General features: G+C 68.9%; 18 protein-coding genes. 4 read left to right on the top strand and 14 right to left on the bottom strand.

Annotated elements, in window-relative coordinates; all coding sequences use genetic code 11:
- The 8 genes from ACILR4_RS09025 to ACILR4_RS08990 all read right to left on the bottom strand — a co-directional run.
- Positions 1-1,222 (bottom strand): radical SAM protein (locus ACILR4_RS09025; protein WP_395700517.1); only part of this gene is annotated, 1,222 nt, incomplete at its 3' end.
- Positions 1,223-1,224: 2 nt separating this feature from the next.
- Positions 1,225-1,983: a prolipoprotein diacylglyceryl transferase gene (locus ACILR4_RS09020; protein ID WP_395700516.1), complete on the bottom strand. Its 759-nt coding sequence runs from the start codon at positions 1,981-1,983 to the stop codon at positions 1,225-1,227.
- Positions 1,980-2,240, bottom strand: a complete 261-nt coding sequence (locus ACILR4_RS09015; protein WP_395700515.1) for a hypothetical protein — start codon at positions 2,238-2,240, stop codon at positions 1,980-1,982. The genes ACILR4_RS09020 and ACILR4_RS09015 overlap by 4 nt, the downstream gene beginning before the upstream one ends.
- Before the next feature lie 8 nt (positions 2,241-2,248).
- Positions 2,249-4,141: an MFS transporter gene (locus tag ACILR4_RS09010; protein WP_395700514.1), complete on the bottom strand. Its 1,893-nt coding sequence runs from the start codon at positions 4,139-4,141 to the stop codon at positions 2,249-2,251.
- A 79-nt stretch (positions 4,142-4,220) separates the two neighbouring features.
- Positions 4,221-5,012 (bottom strand): DUF2145 domain-containing protein, encoded by a 792-nt coding sequence (locus ACILR4_RS09005; protein WP_395700513.1) that lies wholly within the window; start codon positions 5,010-5,012, stop codon positions 4,221-4,223.
- Positions 5,009-5,440, bottom strand: a complete 432-nt coding sequence (locus ACILR4_RS09000; protein WP_395700512.1) for a hypothetical protein — start codon at positions 5,438-5,440, stop codon at positions 5,009-5,011. The genes ACILR4_RS09005 and ACILR4_RS09000 overlap by 4 nt, the downstream gene beginning before the upstream one ends.
- Before the next feature lie 29 nt (positions 5,441-5,469).
- The gene (locus ACILR4_RS08995; protein ID WP_395700511.1) at positions 5,470-5,919 is read right to left on the bottom strand and encodes a YiaA/YiaB family inner membrane protein; all 450 of its coding nucleotides are present in this window, start codon (positions 5,917-5,919) and stop codon (positions 5,470-5,472) included.
- 129 nt (positions 5,920-6,048) lie between these two features.
- The gene (locus tag ACILR4_RS08990) at positions 6,049-6,900 is read right to left on the bottom strand and encodes an amidohydrolase family protein (protein WP_395700510.1); all 852 of its coding nucleotides are present in this window, start codon (positions 6,898-6,900) and stop codon (positions 6,049-6,051) included.
- Between the two features lie 137 nt (positions 6,901-7,037).
- Here ACILR4_RS08990 and ACILR4_RS08985 point away from each other — a divergent pair, with 137 nt between their 5' ends.
- Positions 7,038-7,817, top strand: coding sequence for a helix-turn-helix domain-containing protein (locus ACILR4_RS08985; protein ID WP_395700509.1), 780 nt, complete (start codon positions 7,038-7,040; stop codon positions 7,815-7,817).
- A 15-nt stretch (positions 7,818-7,832) separates the two neighbouring features.
- On the opposite strand, the gene ACILR4_RS08980 is transcribed toward ACILR4_RS08985, so the two are convergent.
- On the bottom strand, positions 7,833-9,020 hold the full coding sequence (locus ACILR4_RS08980; RefSeq protein WP_395700508.1) for a CaiB/BaiF CoA transferase family protein: 1,188 nt from the start codon (positions 9,018-9,020) through the stop codon (positions 7,833-7,835).
- Between the two features lie 90 nt (positions 9,021-9,110).
- Here ACILR4_RS08980 and ACILR4_RS08975 point away from each other — a divergent pair, with 90 nt between their 5' ends.
- Positions 9,111-10,205, top strand: coding sequence for an alkene reductase (locus tag ACILR4_RS08975; RefSeq protein ID WP_395700507.1), 1,095 nt, complete (start codon positions 9,111-9,113; stop codon positions 10,203-10,205).
- Positions 10,206-10,217: 12 nt separating this feature from the next.
- Here ACILR4_RS08975 and ACILR4_RS08970 read toward each other — a convergent pair whose 3' ends face one another.
- Positions 10,218-10,808: an MOSC domain-containing protein gene (locus tag ACILR4_RS08970; protein ID WP_395700506.1), complete on the bottom strand. Its 591-nt coding sequence runs from the start codon at positions 10,806-10,808 to the stop codon at positions 10,218-10,220.
- A 382-nt stretch (positions 10,809-11,190) separates the two neighbouring features.
- On the opposite strand from ACILR4_RS08970, the gene ACILR4_RS08965 reads away from it, so the two are divergent.
- Both ACILR4_RS08965 and ACILR4_RS08960 read left to right on the top strand, forming a co-directional pair.
- Entirely contained in the window at positions 11,191-13,056 is a 1,866-nt protein-coding gene (locus ACILR4_RS08965) for a phosphoenolpyruvate carboxykinase (GTP) (RefSeq protein WP_395700505.1), read from the top strand.
- Between the two features lie 42 nt (positions 13,057-13,098).
- Entirely contained in the window at positions 13,099-13,896 is a 798-nt protein-coding gene (locus ACILR4_RS08960) for a metallophosphoesterase (RefSeq protein ID WP_395700504.1), read from the top strand.
- Here the strand turns inward: ACILR4_RS08960 and ACILR4_RS08955 are convergent.
- The 4 genes from ACILR4_RS08955 to prsT all read right to left on the bottom strand — a co-directional run bounded on the left by ACILR4_RS08955 (position 13,893) and on the right by prsT (position 18,859).
- The gene (locus tag ACILR4_RS08955; protein ID WP_395700503.1) at positions 13,893-14,504 is read right to left on the bottom strand and encodes a TetR/AcrR family transcriptional regulator; all 612 of its coding nucleotides are present in this window, start codon (positions 14,502-14,504) and stop codon (positions 13,893-13,895) included. The two genes, ACILR4_RS08960 and ACILR4_RS08955, sit on opposite strands and share 4 nt — an antisense overlap.
- A gap of 93 nt (positions 14,505-14,597) precedes the next feature.
- Positions 14,598-14,810 carry a hypothetical protein gene (locus ACILR4_RS08950; protein WP_395700502.1) on the bottom strand — a complete coding sequence of 71 codons (213 nt, stop codon included), beginning with the start codon at positions 14,808-14,810 and terminating at the stop codon, positions 14,598-14,600.
- 161 nt (positions 14,811-14,971) lie between these two features.
- Positions 14,972-15,898 carry an exosortase-dependent surface protein XDP1 gene (gene xdp1, locus ACILR4_RS08945; RefSeq protein WP_395700501.1) on the bottom strand — a complete coding sequence of 309 codons (927 nt, stop codon included), beginning with the start codon at positions 15,896-15,898 and terminating at the stop codon, positions 14,972-14,974.
- Between the two features lie 168 nt (positions 15,899-16,066).
- Positions 16,067-18,859 carry an XrtA/PEP-CTERM system TPR-repeat protein PrsT gene (gene prsT, locus ACILR4_RS08940; protein ID WP_395700500.1) on the bottom strand — a complete coding sequence of 931 codons (2,793 nt, stop codon included), beginning with the start codon at positions 18,857-18,859 and terminating at the stop codon, positions 16,067-16,069.
- Positions 18,860-18,897 lie beyond the last annotated feature (38 nt).

The raw sequence follows: 18,897 nt of genomic DNA, 5'->3' as shown, positions 1-18,897 counted from the left end.
CGAGCCCTTCGGGCGCGGCCACCTGCGGCAGGCAGCACATCAGCGCGCTCAGGCAGCCGGCCTGCGATTCCGGCGAGTGGTTGGTCGAGAACAGCTTGAAGACCTGCTGCCTCAGGCTCTCGTCGCGCTCGAAGACGATGGTGTTGCGGCTGCCTTCGACCAGCGTGCGCGGGTCGAGGTAGCGCGTCAGCGGCTGCAGTCCGGACGCTGATTTCAGCGCATAGGCCATCGCCAGGCTGTCGGGGTTGCAGGGCACCGGCACCACGTCCTCGGGCTGGAAGAGCTGCGTCTGCTCGACGATGCGGCGGCGCAGCTCGCTCACCGTCAGCCGGTGCCGGCGCGGGTCGTAGCCCTCGACACGGCCGGCGTCCTGCACCGGCTGCAGCGTGACCCCGCGCACGCAGGGCTGGGCCGCGGCATGGCGGATCACGTCGCCGATCTCGTGGTCGTTCAGCCCGCGCTTGACGGTCATCACCAGCGTGGTCGAGATGTCCAGCGCGTTCAGCCGTTCCAGCGCCTGTTCGCGGATGCGCCGCAGGTCGGCGCCGCGCAGGTCCATTAGCGGCGCGCGCTCGAGTGAGTCGAACTGCAGGTAGACCTCGAAGCCGCGCGTGCCGGCTGCCTCGGCCAGCCGTTCGGCAAAGCCCGGCTCCTGTGCGATGCGGATGCCGTTGGTGTTGAGCATCAGGTGGCGGATCGGCCGCGCGCGCGCCTCGGCCAGGATCTCGAAGAACTGCGGGTGCAGCGTCGGCTCGCCGCCGGAGAGCTGCACCACGTCGGCCTCGCCCTCGCTGCGGATCACTGCGTCGAGCATGGCGCGCACCTCGTCGAGCGTGCGGTGCGTCAGCCGCTCCGGCCCGCTGGCCGCGTAACACGTGGGGCAGCGCAAGTTGCAGTGGTCGGTGATCTCGACGATGGCCAGGCAGGCATGCTGCATGTGGTCGGGGCACAGGCCGCAGTCGTAGGGGCAGCCATGGCGCATCGGGGTCGCGAAGTGGCCGGGCAGTTCCGGCGGCTTGACGAAAACCTCGCGGCCCAGCCGGTAGTAGGCCTCGTCGTCGCTGACCAGCACCCGTTCGGCGCCATGCACCGGGCACCACTTGTCCATGAACACCTGGCCGTCCTTGAACAGGATCTTGGCCTCGACCTGGCGCAGGCAGGTGGTGCAGACCGATTGCGTGGTGTCGTAGAAGAGATAGGGGCGGGTCCTGCGCTCGGCCATCGTCACGCTCCCACAGGGCGAACCGCCGCCTCGACGCGGCGCCAGGCGCGGTGCACGAACGGCAGGTAGGCCAGCAGCGCCAGGCCGCACACCCACTGGATGCCGCTGAGGCCGCCGGCATAGGGCACGCGCACCGGCTTCAGGCCGTCGATCAGCAGGCGCCAGGCCAGGTAGGCGGCGAGGAACAGCTTGAAGCGCAAGCCCGGCACCGCGTCCAGCCGCGGCCGCGCCCGATGCAGGACCCAGGCCAGCGCGATGGCGAAGACCATCTCATACAAGGGTGTCGGATGGCGGCGCAGCCCGTCGCCTAAGTCCAGGCCCCAGGGCAGCGTCGTCGGGTTGCCATAGGTGTCGTCGTGCAGGCCGGCCAGGAAGCACCCGATGCGGCCGATCACCAGGCCGGTGGCCAGCGGCCAGACCATCGCGTCGCCGGTCGACCGGGTCTGCCCGGTCAGCCACTTCGCCAGTTCGACGCCCAGCAGGCCGCCGATCAGGCCGCCGACGATCGACTGCCCGGGCCATGCCGCCTCGCCGGCCAGCAGGCGCTGCCAGACATCGGGGCGCTCGATCAGGAAGACCAGCTTGTTGCCGATGGCCGCCCCCGCGAGCAGCCCGACGATGACCGCGAAGTTGCCCGGCTGCGTCAGCCCGCCCTCGCCGCTGCGGGCGCGGCCATGCCGGTAGGCTGCGGCACCGAGGGCGATGCCGGCGTACTCGAACAGCGCGTGCACCGGCGCTGCGAGCGCAGGATCGGCGATCATGCGGCGGACGGCGGCGCTGGTGGGGGCGGCGGCGGGAGCGCCGAAGGCTTGTCGGCCGTCGGCTTCACCATCCGCCGGTGCACCTTGCGCAGGCCCACCCAGCACAGCACGGTGAGCATGGCCGTCAACAGCGAGAGCCCGAGGAATTCGCGGGCGCTCTTGCTCGACAGGCCGTAGATCCCGCTGCACAGCGAGCACAGGCCGAAGCCCGCCACGCCAAGGCCGAGCACGATGAGGAGCAGGGCTCGCCAGACCATGGCCCGGCCTAGGCCTGCAGCAGCGCGGCCACGCGGCTGCGCAGGTGCTCGGGGTTCACCTGCGCCGCGGGCACCGCTTCACCGGCCACCAGGCCCACCGGGCTGAACAGACCGCGGCGGAACGGCCGAACCATCGCGGTGCCGTTCTCGATGCGCGAGAAGTACGAGCCCCACAGGTTCTGCAGCGCCACCGGCACCACCGGCACCGGGCGGCGTTCGAGGATCTTCATGATGCCGCCCTTGAATTCCTGCAACTGCCCGTCGCGCGTGATGCCGCCTTCGGGGAAGATGCACAGCAGGTCGCCTTCGGCCAGCACCTGGTCGGCCGCGGCGAAGGCGCGCGCATAGGCCTGCGGGTCTTCCTTCTGCGAGGCGATCGGGATCGCCTTGGCCAGCCTGAACAGCGTGCCCAGCACCGGCAGCTTGAAGATGCGGTGGTCCATGATGAAGCGGATCGGCCGCGGGCTGGCCGCCATCAGCACGATGGCGTCGACGAAGCTTACGTGGTTGCACACCAGGATCGCTGCGCCCTCGGCCGGGATGTTGTCGTCGCCGCGCACGCGGAAGCGGTAGATGCAGCGCGTGGTGACGAACGCGATGAAGCGCAGCAGGTACTCCGGCACCAGCAGGAAGATGTAGCCGGCGACGATGGCATTGGCCACGCCGGTGGCCAGGAACACCTCGGGCACGCTGAAGCCGGTGCTCAGCATCGCGCCGGCGGCCACCGAGCTGACGATCATGAACAGCGCATTGAGGATGTTGTTGGCGGCGATCACCCGGGCGCGGTGCGTCGGCTCGCTGCGCAGCTGGATCAGCGCGTACATCGGCACGCTGTACAGGCCCGCGAACAGGCTCAGCAGGCCCAGGTCGGCCATCACCCGCCACTGCGCGGCCACGCCCATGAACTGTCCCACCGTCTGCGCCGCCACCGGCGGCAGCGCACGCGAGGCGAAGTACAGGTCGATCGCGAAGACGCTCATGCCGATGGCGCCGGCGGGCACCAGGCCGATTTCGACATGGCGCTTGGACAGCACCTCGCACAGCAGCGAGCCGATGCCGATGCCGATCGAGAACACCACCAGCAGCAGCGAGGCGACATGCTCGTCGCCGTGCAGCACGTCCTTCGCGAACACCGGGAAGTTGCTGAGGAACACCGCGCCGAAGAACCACATCCAGCTGATGCCCAGCAGCGAGCGGAACACCACGACGTTGCCGTGCGCCAGCTTCAGGTTGCGCCAGGTCTCGCTGACCGGATTCCAGTTGATCTTCAGGTTCGGGTCGGTGGCCGGCGTGGCCGGGATGAACTGCGCGCTGATGCGGCCCAGGATCGCCGCGCCGACACAACCGATCGCGACGAAGCGCGAGCCGACCTCGGGCAGTGCGATCAGCAGCCCGCCGGCCACGTTGCCGAGCAGGATGGCGACGAAGGTGCCCATCTCGACCATGCCGTTGCCGCCGGTGAGCTCGCGCTCGTTCAGGTGCTGCGGCAGGTAGGCGAACTTCACCGGGCCGAACAGCGTGGAGTGCAGGCCCATCAGGAACACGCAACCCAAAAGCACGCCCACATTGTGCGTTATGAACCCGAGTGCGGCGAGCAGCATGATGCCGATCTCGAGGTTCTTGACGAAGCGGATCACCGCGGTCTTGTCGTGCTTGTCGGTCAGCTGGCCGCTGGTGGCCGAGAAGAGCAGGAAGGGCAGGATGAACACCGCGCCGATCACCAGCCCGGCCTTCGCCGGCGGAAGCCAGTCGACACTGAGCTGGAAGGTCACCAGCACGGTGAACGCGAACTTGAACAGGTTGTCGTTGCCCGCACCGAGGAACTGGGTCCAGAAGAACGGCGCGAAGCGGCGCTGGCTCAGCAGCGCGAACTGGTTCGGATGCTCGTGGTTGGCGCTCAAGAACGACTCCCTCCGGGAACGGCCCGGTTCAGCCCGGGCCCGACTGTAGCGACAGATTCCGGCCGCGGCGCGACGGGGTTCAGCGCACCGTGACCGGTGTGGCGCCGAAGCCCGCGCGCGGCAGCCAGTCGAAGATCGAATCGACGGTCGCAGTCTCGATGCGATCGGAAAAGCGCTTCTCGTTCGGATGGTCGTCGAAGGCGACGTTCGCGGCCGTGACGCGCGCCCCCAGGCGGGTGAAGGCACCCAGCTTCAGCGTCGTCGGCACGTAGCCCTGGCGCTGCAGCCAGGCCTGGGCCTGGCGGCGGTCCTGGGCATCGCCGGCGGCCATCGCCAGCGTTTCCAGCGCCCACTGGTTGCTCTGCTGGTAGGTCGTCGACCAGGGGTAGGCCACCATGCTGTAGTGGCGCTCGTTCATGCGGGCGACGCGCTGGTTGTCGCGCAGGATGGGCAGCAGCCTGGCCTGCAATGCGGGCTCGAGCACGACGAAAGCGGCTTCATAGCGGTAGGGCCGGTCGAGGAAGAATTCGCCGACGCCCTGGCGGTACAGCGCGGATTCGGCGGTGCCGCAGTGGTTGAGCTTGTGCATCACGCGCCACACCGGCTTGCCGTTCGGTCCGCTGTCGCGGTAGACGAAGCCCAGGTGCGAGTAGCGCAGCCCGTACTTGCCCAGGTCCTGGCCGGCGCGCGCCAGCATCAGCACCTGCGCACCGCTGGCGTCGAGCTGCTTCACCGTGGCCACCGCGAGGGCCATGCCCTGCTCGACGGCCGCGGGCTCGGCCGGCTTCTCCTCGCAGGAGCGCCCGGCCTGAGCGGCAGCCGCGGCCAGGGCCAACGCCGTGGCGGCCAGCCAGCGCATCAGCGGTCTCATCGCGTCACCCGTTCGTTGTACAGCAGCGAGGCGCCGATCTCGTTCGGGATGAAGGCGATCGCCTGGCCCGCGGCCGACAGCACCCAGCCCGCGGCCATCGACGTGACGACCACGCCGGTGCCGATCGACAGCGCGGCATTGCCGGCCAGGCGCAGCGAGGCGCGGGCCCCATCGGACGCACGCTCGAGCACCCACACCGTGCCCTCTGCCGAGGCCTCGACGGCCACCACGGTCAACATCGCGCCGCCGGACAGGATCATCACCGGCGCGGCGACGAGCGAGGCCACCGGCAGCATCGACATCGCGCTGAGCTCGGAAGCCGCGTCGCGATGCGCGGCGGCGGGCAACGGTGCGCTCGCCAGCACGCAGGCGGCGGCCAGTGCGGCGCCCAGCGTGCGCCAGGTCGGACGGAAGGTCTTGTGGTTCATGGTCTTCGCTCCTTCGGATGACAGCGGATTCATTCGGTGGCGGCTTCGGCGCGTTCGCGGCGGCCGTTCAGGCGGGCTTCGAGCAGGTCGGCCTCATGGGCATCGCGCAGCGTCTTGGCCAGCGTGAACACGCTCGAGATCAGGAACAGCCAGCTCACCAGCAGGTAGGACTTCCACACCGGTTGCACGCCCAGGTCCCACAGGCCCCAGCCGGTGAGTGCCATGGCGGTGAAGAAGCCGCCCCAGACGACCATCTTCCACATCGGCGTGTCGACCGGGCGCTGTTCGTTGTCCCGCACGAACTTGGCCAGCGCGAAGGCCGTCGAGAGGCAGAACACATAGCCCATCACCATGAACGCGCGGTGGATGTCCTCGCCCGGCAGGTAGGCCAGGCCGATGCCGCACAGCGAGATGGCGACGATGAAGGAGACCCACACCTGCAGGCGCCAGGCCGAGGTGTCGCGGCGGATGATGGGCATGTTGGAAGGGATCATGGTCGGGCCGCCGCTTTTCGGTTCAGAGGACGGGCCGGTGGTTGAACATGGCGCGCATGGTGGCGAGTGGGGCGCGCCAGTGCAATCGAAAGCGCCGCGGTTGCAGCCAATGAATCAAACGGTAGCGCTGGGCGATACCGTTGATACGCCGGGACGGGCGAGCTGGGCCCGCGTGTCGAACACGCTGGCGGACAGCCGCGCGCCACCGTCGCTGACGCGCCGCTTCAGCGCGAGATCGAACAGCAGCGGGTTGCCGAGGGCGTCGCGTTCGGCACCGGGCACGGCCTTCTCCTCGCCGCCGTGCACGATCAAGGGCAGGTTGGCCGCGGCCAGCCGGTCGTAGAACGGCCGCAGCCGCGGTGCCTGCAGGTCGATGTTCATGGCGCTGGGCAGCCACTTGATCGCCAAGGCACCACCGGCGATGGCGGCATCCAGCTGGGCCAGCGCGTCTTCGCCGTACGGATGGATCGAGGCCACCCAGGCGAAGCGCTGCGGGTCGGCCGCGGCCACCTGCGCCGCGTAGGCGTTCGGCACATGGAAAGTGCTCCAGCCCGGCCGCACGTTGCCACGCTCATCATGAGCGCTATCGAACGCATACAGCAGCCAGCGCGCGCCGGTCGGGAAATCGCCGGCCAACGCCTGCAGCCGCGCGACGTAGGCGCGGTCGACCGAGGGCGCATCGGCCGGTACGCCCGCCGCGCCCATGATCACGCGGCGACGCAGCGACTCGACCGGATGCCACCATTGCTGCAGGTGCGGGTGCACGCGGCAGCCGCTGCCCGCGTCACCGGTGCCCAGCAGGTGGGCATGGGCGTCCCACAACGCTTCGGGGTCCAGGCCCTGCCAGGTGGCGCCCAGCAGCGCAGCAGCTTCGGCGGGCAGAGGTGCTGCGGAAGCGACAGGCGACTCGGCGGCCTCGGCCTGGCCGGCGAGCCAACCGCCAAGCGCGGCGGCGCAGCACATCATCACCACGCGACGGCGAGCGATCCGCCATGGCCAGCGCTGCTTGCAGACGGCGCAACCAATGCAACCGAAAGGTGCGCCCGCCGATACCGAGCCAGGACGGTCGCGGTGCCACACTCCGCGAGGAGGAGCCTGAGCCGATGTCCACCACGCAGTCGCTGATCACCATCCTGAAGGCCGAATTGAAGGCTGCCGGCCTGACCTACGCCAGCCTGGCGCGCGAGTTGAAACTGGCCGAGTCCAGCGTCAAGCGGATGTTCGCCAAGGGCGAGATGCCGTTGTCGCGCATCGACGAGATCTGCCGCGTGCTGAAGACCGACTTCGCCGAGCTCTCGCGCCAGGTGGCCGACACGCAGGCGCTGCGCCGCGAGCTGACGCTGGAGCAGGAGGCCGCGGTGGTTGCGGACCCCAAGCTGCTGCTGTGCGCGATCTGCGCGATGAGCCAGTGGACCTTCGACCAGATCATCGCCACCTACACGATCAGCGAGCCCGAATGCATCGCCCGCTTCGTGCAGCTGGACCGGCTGGGCATCCTGGAGCTGCGGCCGATGAACCGCTACCGCCTGCGGCTGGCCAAGACCTTCCGCTGGCACCCGGACGGGCCGGTGATGCAGTACTTCCGCGGCAAGGTGGTGGGTGACTATTTCGACGGCGGCTTCGACGGCGAAGGCGAGATGCTGATGCTGGTGCACGGCCAGATCGGCCGCAGCCTGGCCAACCTGTTCAACGAGCGGCTGCAGCGCGTGGCCGCTGACTTTGCACAGCAGCACCTGGCCGACCAGAAGCTGCCCCCCGAGCAGAAGCGCCAGTACACGCTGATCATCGGCATGCGCTCGTGGCTGTTCGGCGCGTTCCGCGCACTCAAGCGCGACCCGGACTCGCCGGTGCCCTCGATCGCCAGCCGCGCCGGCGGGCGCTGAAGGCCCCCGCGCGTCTCAGGCTGAAGGTGCGGGCCGGCCCAGCACCTCGGCGGTGTGCTCGCCCAGCGCAGGCGCCAGCGTGCGGATCGCACCGGGCGTGGCCGAGAGTTTCGGGCAGATGCCCGGCACCTCGAGCGCCAGGCCGTCCTGCGTGGTGATGCGTTCGATCATCTGCCGAGCGCGGTAGTGCGGGTCGGCCGCAATGTCGGCCACCGTGTAGATGCGCCCGGCCGGCACGCTGACGGCTTGCAACACGCGCACGACTTCATCCACCGGCCGCTGCACGGTCCAGGCGGTGATCGCAGCATCGAGCTCGTCGGCCCGCGCGGCGCGCCGGCTGTTGTCGGCCAGGCCCGGGTCCTGGCCGAGGTCGTCGCGGCCGATGGCCTGCATCAGGCGCTTGAAGATCGAATCGCCATTGCCGCCGATCACCACCTGCCCGTCGGCGCAACGGTAGGCGTTGCTCGGCGCGATGCCGGGCAAGGCCGAGCCCGCTGGCTGGCGCACCGCGCCGAACGCGCTGTACTCGGGCAGCAGGCTTTCCATGCAGTTGAACACCGCCTCGTACAGCGCGACATCGATCACCTGGCCGCGTCCTTTCGGCGCTAGCGGCGAGACGCTCTGCTGGCGCGCCTGCAGCGCCAGCAGCACGCCGATCACGCCATGCAGGGCGGCCAGCGTGTCGCCCAGGCTCACGCCGGCGCGCACCGGCGGCCGGCCGGGCTCGCCCATCAGGTGGCGCAGCCCGCCCATCGCTTCGGCCACCACCGCGAAGCCGGGCAGGTCGCGGTAGGGGCCGCTCTGGCCGTAGCCGCTGATGCGCAGCATGATCAGCCCGGGGTTGTCGGCGGCCAGCGCGTCGTAGCCGAGGCCCCATTTCTCCAGCGTGCCGGGCTTGAAGTTCTCGATCAGCACGTCGGCCTCGGCGGCCAGCCGGCGCACATCGGCCCGGCCCTCGTCGGTGCGCAGGTCCAGCACCACGCTGCGCTTGTTGCGGCTCTGCACCTGCCACCAGACGCTGGTGCCGTTGTGCAGCATCCGCCACTTGCGCAGCGGATCGCCGTCGCCGGGTGGCTCGACCTTGATGACGTCGGCGCCGAAGTCGGCCAGGGTCTTGCCGGCGAAGGGGCCGGCGATCAGCTGGCCGAGCTCGATCACTTTCAGGCCGGCCAGCGGACCGGGCGGGGCGTTGGGCGCATCCATGGGGGCGCACTGTAGCGCCGGCTCGTTATCACAGAACGGGTTGCGCCACGGCAAGTCAGGCCATCGAGGACCCGGCTTACGCTTCGCGCCATGAGCACCCTTTTCGACCCCCTTCTCGTCGGCGACATTCCGCTCGCCAACCGCATCGTGATGGCCCCGCTGACGCGCAACCGCGCGCCGGGCCAGCTGCCCAACGCGCTGATGACCGAGTACTACCGCCAGCGCGCGTCGGCAGGTCTGATCATCACCGAGGCCAGCCAGGTCTGTCCGCAGGGCCAGGGCTACCTGGACACGCCCGGCATCCACTCGGCCGAGCAGGTGGCCGCCTGGCGCCACGTGACGGAAGCGGTGCATGAAGCTGGCGGGCGCGTCGTGATCCAGCTGTGGCACGTGGGACGTATCTCGCATGTCAGCCTGCAGCCGGGCGGCGCCGCGCCGGTGTCGTCGACCTCGCGTGCAGCAAAGGCCAAGACCTTCACGCGCGAGGGCTTCGTGCCCACCTCGACACCGCGCGCGCTGCGCACCGACGAAATCCCCGGCGTGATCGACGCCTACCGGGTGGCAGCCCGAAATGCGCTCGCCGCCGGCTTCGACGGCGTCGAACTGCATGGGGCGAATGGCTACCTGCTCGAGCAGTTCCTGCGCGACAGCATCAACGATCGCGACGATGCCTACGGCGGGTCGATCGCCAACCGCACCCGGCTGCTGCGCGAGGTGGCCGCGGCGGTCACGGGCGAGATCGGCGGCGGCCGCACCGGTTTGCGCCTGAGTCCGATCACGCCTGTCAACGATGCGGACCAGGACAGCGATGCGCAGGCGCTGTTCGAGCACGCCGTGGAATCCCTGGCACCGCTGCGGCTGGCTTACCTGCACCTGATCGAAGGCCAGACCGGTGGCCCGCGCGACCTGCGCGAGCAGGGCGTGGCGCCATTCGACTATGCCGCCTTGCGACGCCACTTCAACGGCGCCTGGATGGTGAACAACGGCTACAGCCGGGCGATGGCGCTGGACGCGGTGGCCTCGGGAGCGGCCGACCTGGTGGCCTTTGGCAAGGCCTTCATCAGCAACCCGGACCTGGTGCGCCGGCTGCGCGAGGACGCGCCGCTGAACGCGCTGGATGCGGGCAGGCTCTACGGCGGCGGCGCCGAGGGCTACACCGACTACCCGGCGCTCGCGGTCGCCTGACCCGCCGTTCGCTCAGGCCGAGGCCTTGCGGCCCATCCGCGCACGGAACAGCTCGCGGATGTTGACCTCGCGCGGGCCCGGGATCAGCTCGATCTCGTCGCCCGCCTGCACCTGGCCAGGCTGCATCACCGCCAGGTAGCTGCCGCAGTAGCCCGACTGGGTCATCAGCTTGGCCGCCTGGTTGAAGCCCATCACGGCGTTGAACTTGAAGCAGGGAAAGCGGGGTTCGCTCACCGCCAGCTCGCAGCCTGGCAGGCGCAGGCGGTCGCCGATCCACAGCTGGTCTTCGAGCAGGCCGGCAATGGTCAGGTTCTCGCCCATGGCGCCGGGTGGCAGCACCGCATCGGGCGCCGCCACGCGGGCCTGGGCGCGCACCGTCTGCCAGAACGGGTAATGCGCCAGCGGATAGGCGTACACCGCCTTGGTGAGCCCCCCATGCACGCTGAGGTCGGCCTGCTCGTCGCCGGCCAACCCCATCGGCTGCACCGCCACCGGCATCGCCACGGGTTGTTTGCGGATGCCGGTCAGCACCGACTGGCCGTCGATCAGCAGGGGGCTGGCCAGCGCGACATTGACGCTGACGACATGGGGAACGGCACGCATGGCTGGGGCCGGCGGCAGCGCCGGCAACGGGTCGGGGTCACGATGCTACGCGACCCCGAAACGCGGCCGAATATGTGCATCAAGTCATGCGAAATGCGCATGACCCCCCATCTCCCGGTGGTTACGACCCCATTACACTGATTCGACAATGCGCTTCCCGCTGGCAAGGAGACCCCGCCCACCGGCTGCGCCGTAACCCGCCGAAACCGTACGACGGTTGCTCCGGCCCGCGCCGCACCCCGGCCACCCCCGTTTCACGCCCACCCGATCCATCCCCGTGGCGGCATTGGTCCAGCCCCTCCTCTTGCGCCGGCGCAATGCGCGCGACCCGCGAGGCTGAACCAATCCCGTTTCTTGGCATCCCTTGATGATTGGAGTTGCGATGAACCAGCCCGTGATGGAAGGCCTGCGCCTGAATGTGCCGGCCTATGTCAAACATGCCCGCCTGGTGGCCTGGGTGGCCGAAATGGCCGCGCTGACCGAAGCCAGTGACATCTACTGGTGCGACGGCTCCGAAGCCGAGTACGACCGCCTGTGCCAGCGCCTGGTGGACGCCGGCTCGATGAAGCGGCTGAATCCGGCGCTGCGGCCCAACAGCTACCTGGCGCTGAGCGACCCCAGCGACGTGGCGCGGGTCGAAGACCGTACCTTCATCTGCAGTGAAAAGCGTGACGACGCCGGCCCGACCAACAACTGGATGGCCCCCGCCGAGATGCGTGCGCTGCTGCAGACCGGCGAGCAGGCGTTGTTCCGCGGTTGCATGCGCGGCCGCACGATGTACGTGGTGCCGTTCTCGATGGGGCCGCTGGGTTCGCACATCTCGCACCTGGGCGTGGAGCTGAGCGACAGCCCCTACGTCGCCGTCAACATGCGCATCATGACCCGCATGGGCCGCGCGGTCTTCGACCTGCTGGGCGAAGACGGTCACTTCGTGCCCTGCGTGCACAGCGTCGGCGCGCCGCTGCAGCCGGGCCAGAAGGACGTGGCCTGGCCGTGCAATCAGACCAAGTACATCGTCCACTACCCCGAGACCCAGGAAATCTGGAGCTACGGCTCGGGCTACGGCGGCAATGCACTGTTGGGCAAGAAGTGCTTCGCGCTGCGCATCGCCTCGATCATGGGCCGCGACCAGGGCTGGCTGGCCGAGCACATGCTGATCCTCGGCGTCACCTCGCCGGCCGGCAAGAAGTACCACGTGGCGGCTGCCTTCCCCAGCGCCTGTGGCAAGACCAACTTCTCGATGCTGGTGCCGCCCAAGGCGCTGGCGGACTGGAAGGTCACCACCATCGGCGATGACATTGCCTGGATCAAGCCCGGCAAGGACGGACGACTGCACGCCATCAACCCGGAGGCCGGCTACTTCGGCGTGGCCCCCGGCACCAATTACAAGACCAACCCCAACTGCATGGAGTCGCTCAAGCGCGACACCATCTTCACGAACGTGGCGCTCACCGACGATGGCGATGTCTGGTGGGAAGGCATGACCGACGAGCCGCCGGCGCACCTGATCGACTGGCAGGGCAAGGACTGGACGCCCGAGATCGCCAAGCAGACCGGCGCCAAGGCCGCGCACCCGAACTCGCGCTTCACGGTCGCCTCGACCAACAACCCGGCGCTCGACGTGGACTGGGATTCGACGACCGGCGTGGCGCTGGACGCGCTGGTCTTCGGCGGCCGCCGCTCCACCACCGTGCCGCTGGTGACCGAGGCGCGCAGCTGGGCCGAAGGCGTCTACATGGCCGCGACCATGGGATCGGAAACCACCGCCGCGATGGCCGGCGGCAATGGTGCGGTGCGCCGCGACCCGTTCGCGATGCTGCCCTTCATGGGCTACCACATGGGCGACCACTTCGCCCATTGGCTTGGCCTGGGTGACAAGCTGGCCGCCGCTGGCACGCCGCTGCCGCGCATCTACTGCGTCAACTGGTTCCGCAAGGGCGCTGACGGCAAGTTCGTCTGGCCGGGCTACGGCGAAAACATGCGCGTGCTCAAGTGGATCGTCGAGCGCGCCGAAGGTCAGGCCAACGGCACGGACACGCTGTTCGGCATCAGCCCTCGCTACGAAGACCTGAGCTGGGCCGGACTGGACTTCAGCCGCGAGCAATTCGCGACGGTGACCCACCTGTCCCATGCCGACTGGCAGCAGGAGCTGAAGCTGCACGAGGAGCTGTTCGCGCTGATCGGCGACCGCCTGCCGGCGACCCTGCGCGGCATCAAGGCGCGGCTGGCGCAGCAGCTCACTGCCTGAGGACTGGGGGCCACCCGGCCCTGCCGTAGACTGCAGCCGCTGATGCGGCTGCAACTGATTTCCGACGTCCACCTGGAGACCGAAAGCTTCGAGCCCCGGCCGGTCCCGGGCGCCGAGCTGCTGGTGCTGGCCGGCGACATCGATGCCAGCTGGCAAGGCCTGGCGCGCTTCGCCGACTGGCCCGTGCCGGTGCTGATGGTCGCCGGCAACCACGAATTCGATCGCCGCGAACTGGACGAGGCCTGGCCCGCGTTGCGCGCGCATTGCGCCGGCCTGGGCATCCACCTGCTCGAGTGTGAGGCGCGGATACTGACGTCAGCCACAGGCCGGCGCGTGCGCTTTCTCGGCACGATCCGCTGGTCGGACTTCGACCTGTTCGGACCCGCCCGGCAGGCGCAGTCGATACGTGCTGGCAGCTACTTCCAGCGCGTGATGGCCGCCACCCGGCATGGACTGCCCTTCAATGCTGACGCCGTACGCGACGAGGCCCTGGCGTGCCGCCGTTGGCTGGCCTCGGCGCTGCAGGAGGCACCCGCCGGACGCTGGGACGCCACCGTGGTGATCACGCACTTTGCGCCCAGCTTCCGCAGTGCGGATCCCCGCTTCGGGGCCCAGGCGGGGACCGCCAGCTTCTGCAATGCAGACGACGACCTGATTCCGCTGGCGGACCTCTGGCTGCATGGGCACCTGCACTGCCGCCATGATTACGAGGTTGAGCGACCCGGCCGGCCGCCTTCGCGCGTGGTGTGCCAGGCCACCGGGCTGGCCCGCAAGGGCGAGGCGCGCGGCTTCGATCCTCTGAAATTGATCGAACTGCCCGACGAACGCGCGGCCGGCTAGGCGCGCGCGGTCAAGCCGTCGAAACAGGTCGCCATCACCCAGTCGACGATCTGCTCATCGCTGTACTGGCCACCGGCCTTCAGGAAACCCAGTACCGGGTCGCAGGCGCGAGCAAACAGGGTGTACAGCACGGCTTCCGGCGGCAAGCGCGTGTCGAGGCGCTGCTCGGCCTGCGCCTGCGTGATCCACTCGCCGAGCTGGTCGCTCAGCTGCATCAGCCGGTCCATGTAGCCGCGATCGGTGATCAATGCCTGGCGCAGCGCGGAGTTCTGCGACGGCAGGGTCGGCATCTCGCCCGCCAGTTGCACCTGCAGGGTCCAGCGTGCGACGGCCTGCAAGCGCTGCAGACTGTCCAGCCCCGGTCGCTCCCGCACGTCAGCCACATGCTGCAGCGCGCGGTCGAGCGTCTCCACCATCGCCGCGGCCGCGAGCGCCTCCTTGGAGGGGAAATGCTTGTAGAGGCTGGCCTTGGCGATGCCCACCTCGGCGGCCACTTCGTCGACCGTCATCAGGTCGAAGCCCTTCGTGGCCAGCAGGCGCTTGACTGCCTCGACGATGGCCTCTTCGCGGGCTTGCAGGACTTTGGTACGGAAGCTCAGGCGTGACACCGCAGCATTCTAGGCGGCGCCAACGCGGCAATGCTCAAGTCAGTCGCCGTGCGACCGGGCAGTTGGCGGATTTCTGACGGCGGCGGTCCGGACTCAGCGCGCGGGCTTGGCCGGGAGCCAACGGCGGAACCACTCGGCGGCAGGGCTGGCATCCGATACGGGGTCACTCGACCCATCGGCGGCCGCCTCGTCCAGAATGAAATCCAGCCCGAAGGCTGTCCCCATGTCGGCGGGGTCCGGCGAGCGCGGCGCACGCCGGGCGCGCGCCAGCCGCATCAACAACAGCGGATTCCGAGCTTCCGGCATGGTCCTGCTCCTGTAACACCTCGTTATCGGCAGTGTCGAGGAAGCAGGCTATGCGCGTCTGGCGAAAAGTGGCGCTTTTGCCGATCAGTTCACCGGCAGGAGAACAGACAAAAAAGAAAGCCGGCTGACGCCGGCTTCTTCCATTTGCGCAGAGCGCTGTATCAGGCAGCGGTGCGACGGCGCCGCGCAGCCAGCGCACCGGCCAAGCCCAAGGCCACCAGCGCGATCGATGCAGGCTCCGGAGCGGAGCCGCCGCCACCCGACGACCCACCGATCTTGGCCTGAACATAGTTCAGCTTGAACGCGTCGTCGCCCTCGTCGCAGGTGGCACCGGTGGCACCCCCTACCGTCAGGCAGGAGCTCGTTCCGCCGTTGAGCGCCTTGTTGAAGGCCGTGATCAGCCACCAGCTCGAGGTGGACGTGTTCGCGGCAGCGGTCGTCAGAGCAGCCCCGCCGAAAGGCGTCGTGCTGTCGGACGACACATTGGCATAGCTGCCCACCAGCGACCAACCCGACATGGCCAAGGTCGCATTGCTGCCGGTGGTCACCGTGCTGTTCGCACTGGTCGGGCTGCCCGACCCAGTCCAGCGGAGCACCGTGATGTCGACGGGTTGCTGGCCAGAACCATCGTTGTCACCCCAGCCGATGCCGATCTTCTGCAAGACGGTATTCGCGTTGCCAAAATTCAGCAGGATGCCGTCGAACTGGCCTGTCGGGATGTTGTCCACCGCATGATTCGGCGACGAAGCGCCCAAGCCCTCGGTGCGGTTCGCGGCGCCGAAGCCGCTGTTACCCCAGTCCGACATGTAGGCATTGGCGTAGTAGCTGCCGCTGATGTTCTGCAGCGTACCGCCCGAGCCGACCTGAGACGACCAAGCGCTCGCGGTCAGCGAGGTGCCGGCATTGCCCGTACCCTTGTTGCACAGCCAGCTGTTGCCGAAGTTGCCGGAGTTGCCGGCATTCTGCGTGCAGCCATCGGTGCTGTTGTTGTACAGGTTCCAGGTCGACTGGGCCGAAGCAGCCCCCGGGACGGCGGCGCCCAGCACCGCCGCTGCGGTTGCCACCAGGCTCAGAAACGCGTTCTTCATGGGCAGATCCCTTTTTTGATCGTTCGCAGCCGACTCTGTCGACGCTCGAGAGACAGTAAGCAACCGTCGTGCCTCAAATACTTTCTTCAATTCAGACAACGGCTTACAGCGGCACTACGCGAAATCGTGGAACCAAGTGTAAGGATCTCCGACGAGCTCTTGCACCGCCTACTTGAGGGTGGCCAGCAACTTCTCGGCTTCCTTGGCGCTGGCAAAGTTGCGGCCACCCCGGAGGGCGCCCTCGAGCTCGTCGCGGGCCTCGGCCTTGCGGCCCATGCTGGCCAGCACCGCGCCGAGGAAGTACCGCGTATCCGGGTTGTTCGGGTCGCGCAGTCTCGCATCGCGCAGCAACTGCAGCGCGCGATCGGTCTGGCCGGCGCGGAAAGCCGCCCAGCCATTGGTGCCGATGATCTGCGGCGCGCCCGGGCGCTTCTGCAGCGCCTGCTCGGCCACCTTCAGCGCGCCGGGGTCCTGCTGCATCAGCATCACGTTGGCCAGGTTGTTGAGCACGTCGGCATCGTCGGGATCAGCCTTGACGATCGCCTCGTAAGCGCTGCGCGCCGCCGCCAGGTTGCCCGCCCGGGCCTGCGCATCGGCCACCGCCCGACGTACGGCCTTGTCGCGCGGATGCCCCTTGAGCCATTGCTCGGCCCACTGGATCGACGCTTGCGGGTCACTCACCGCCAGCACGCGGAAGACCCGCAACAGGCTCTCGCTGCTTTGTTCCAGCTGATGCGCCCGCCGATAGGCATCGATCGCCGCCGCCGTCTGCCCGCGGGAGGCGGCGATGTCGCCCAGCAGCGCATGGCCAGCGCCGGATTTCGGAAACTTGGCCACCATCTGGCGCGCGCGGGCTTCGGCCTTGGCCACCTCGCCCTGGCGCAACTCGACTTCCGTCATGAGGGCTTGCGCGGGCAGGAAGTCAGGCCGCTCGGACAAGGCCTTGTCCAGGCTGTAGGCGGCGCCGGGCAGGCTGCCGGCGGCCATCTGCAGGCTGGCGATCTGCAGCAGGACCGGTGCGTCGTAATTCGCCAGACGAGCCGCCCGCGTCAACGCCGTGCGCGCCGCCTCCTGGTCGCCGTTGGCCAGATTCACCCGGGCCAGCGCCAGCAGCACCAGCATCGCATCAGGCGCTTTCGAGGTGACACGACCGGTGGCCTCGCGCGCCAGTTCCGGATGGCCGTTGCGCAGATGGAAATCGATCAGGGCCAATGCCGGCGACAACTCGTTCTGACCACTGACGTCGGCCGCCTTCTCGAGTGAGCGCTGCGCATCGGCGGCTTGTCCTCGCCTTTCCTGCAAGGCCGCCAGCTCCATCAAGGCATCGATGTTCTTGCCGTCGACCGTCAGGACCTTGTTCAGCCGACCGACCGCGGCATCCAGCGCGCCAGCGCGGAAATCGAGGCGGGCCAGGTTCACCTGCGCCGGCAGGAAGGCGGCATCCAGCTTCAGCGCCGCCTCGAATGCCGTCTTGGCCGCGGCCGCGTCACCATTGCGGGCCAGCGCCGTCCCCAGCAGGTTCTGCACACCGGCATTGCCCGGGTTCTTTTGCGCCAGCTGCCTGGCAATGACCACGGCCTTGGCTGCCTGCGAACTCTGCATGTACAGCGAGGTGAGTGCCATGCCCGCCTGCAACTGGCCCGGGTCCTTGGCAAATGCCGCCTCCAGTTCCTTCGCGGCGTCGGCGAATTTGCCGCTGCCGACCAGGCTTAGGCCCAGCATCGTTCGCATCGCCGGGACATCCTGCGTCTTCAACGCGTCCTGCATCAGCTGCGCCGCACGCGTGTGACGCCCTTGCGAGAAGTGCGCCGATGCCAGCAGCAGCACGGCCTGCGCGTCGTCGGGCCGGCCCTTCAGGTAGGCGTCGAGCGATTCGATCGCCCGGTCGATGTTGTTCTCGCCCAGGTAGATCTGGGCCAGCAGCTTGGACACCGGCCCGTTGGGCTGCTGCCGCTGCACGGCTTCCAGATAGGGCTTGGCCTTCTCGCGCTCGTTCAACGCATAGTGCGCCAGTCCCCCGAGCATCAAGGCCTGCGGCCGATAGCGGAAGTGCTCCAACGGTACCGGGTCCAGCAGTGCCGTGACCCTGCCGAGCGCCTCCCGCGCCGCCGCGGCATTGCCCTCGCGTTCATCCAGCAGCGACTTGAGGTAGGCGCCACGCGGGTCGCGTGGCGAGCTCCGCAGGGCCGCCTCGACGTCGCGCCGGGCCTCGGCAGCCTTGCCCTGGTCGATCCACAGGCCCGCACGCGCGATGAGCGCCTCGATGTGGGTCGGACTGAGATCGAGCGCCTTGTTGTAGTCGGCCATCGCGCGGGCCTGGTCGCCCTGCACATGGGCGATCGTGCCGCGCTGGTACAGCACTTCGGCGGACTGCGGCTCGAGCGACAGCGCCTTGTCGGCGGCCGCCTGCGCCTCGCGGAACTGACGCGCACGGATGCGAACGGGCACCTCGGCGAGCCAGGCATCCGCCGACGAGGGGTTCAAGGCGCGCGCATCGTCGATCGCCTTCAGCGCGGAGCGCGTGTCGCCCAGGTCCGCATAGGCCGCTGCGCGCAGCAGCAGCACACTCAGCTGGGTGCCCGGTGGCAGTGCGCCCAGGCCGAAGCGCTGCTGGTCGATGAGTTGCTGTTGCTTGCCCTGCGCAATGATGGACCTGGCCAGCGGCACCACCACCTCGGCGCGGTTGACGCCCAGGCGCAGCGCCTCGGTGAAGGCCACTTCGGCCGCGCCAGCGTCGCCATCGGCGAGCAGGGCCTTGCCCAGCAGCACATGCACCGACAGCATCGAACTGTCGATCTGCAGCGCGTTCTTGAGCTGGACGATGGCACCCGCGATGTCCTTCTTCTCGTAGCGCGTGAGCGCGTCCTCGTAGAACTTGGCGGCTTTGGCGTCGCTGGCCGCCAGCGATGGGGTCACCGCGAACACCAACAGGGAGGCTGCCAGCCAGGCGCGGGGCAGCACGCTTCCAGCCCGCCGGGCGGCGGGTTTCAAGAGAGGAC

Source organism: Aquabacterium sp. (genome assembly GCF_044226965.1).
Taxonomy (GTDB): domain Bacteria; phylum Pseudomonadota; class Gammaproteobacteria; order Burkholderiales; family Burkholderiaceae_C; genus Pseudaquabacterium.
This window is presented reverse-complemented; position numbering and strand designations above follow the sequence as displayed.

Coding starts and splice junctions, on each gene's coding strand:
- ACILR4_RS09020 (WP_395700516.1), bottom strand. CDS start 1,983: ATGATCGCCGATCCTGCGCTCGCAGCGCCGGTGCACGCGCTGTTCGAG.
- ACILR4_RS09015 (WP_395700515.1), bottom strand. CDS start 2,240: ATGGTCTGGCGAGCCCTGCTCCTCATCGTGCTCGGCCTTGGCGTGGCG.
- ACILR4_RS09005 (WP_395700513.1), bottom strand. CDS start 5,012: ATGAGACCGCTGATGCGCTGGCTGGCCGCCACGGCGTTGGCCCTGGCC.
- ACILR4_RS09000 (WP_395700512.1), bottom strand. CDS start 5,440: ATGAACCACAAGACCTTCCGTCCGACCTGGCGCACGCTGGGCGCCGCA.
- ACILR4_RS08995 (WP_395700511.1), bottom strand. CDS start 5,919: ATGCCCATCATCCGCCGCGACACCTCGGCCTGGCGCCTGCAGGTGTGG.
- ACILR4_RS08990 (WP_395700510.1), bottom strand. CDS start 6,900: ATGATGTGCTGCGCCGCCGCGCTTGGCGGTTGGCTCGCCGGCCAGGCC.
- ACILR4_RS08985 (WP_395700509.1), top strand. CDS start 7,038: ATGTCCACCACGCAGTCGCTGATCACCATCCTGAAGGCCGAATTGAAG.
- ACILR4_RS08980 (WP_395700508.1), bottom strand. CDS start 9,020: ATGGATGCGCCCAACGCCCCGCCCGGTCCGCTGGCCGGCCTGAAAGTG.
- ACILR4_RS08975 (WP_395700507.1), top strand. CDS start 9,111: ATGAGCACCCTTTTCGACCCCCTTCTCGTCGGCGACATTCCGCTCGCC.
- ACILR4_RS08970 (WP_395700506.1), bottom strand. CDS start 10,808: ATGCGTGCCGTTCCCCATGTCGTCAGCGTCAATGTCGCGCTGGCCAGC.
- ACILR4_RS08965 (WP_395700505.1), top strand. CDS start 11,191: ATGAACCAGCCCGTGATGGAAGGCCTGCGCCTGAATGTGCCGGCCTAT.
- ACILR4_RS08960 (WP_395700504.1), top strand. CDS start 13,099: ATGCGGCTGCAACTGATTTCCGACGTCCACCTGGAGACCGAAAGCTTC.
- ACILR4_RS08950 (WP_395700502.1), bottom strand. CDS start 14,810: ATGCCGGAAGCTCGGAATCCGCTGTTGTTGATGCGGCTGGCGCGCGCC.
- xdp1 (WP_395700501.1), bottom strand. CDS start 15,898: ATGAAGAACGCGTTTCTGAGCCTGGTGGCAACCGCAGCGGCGGTGCTG.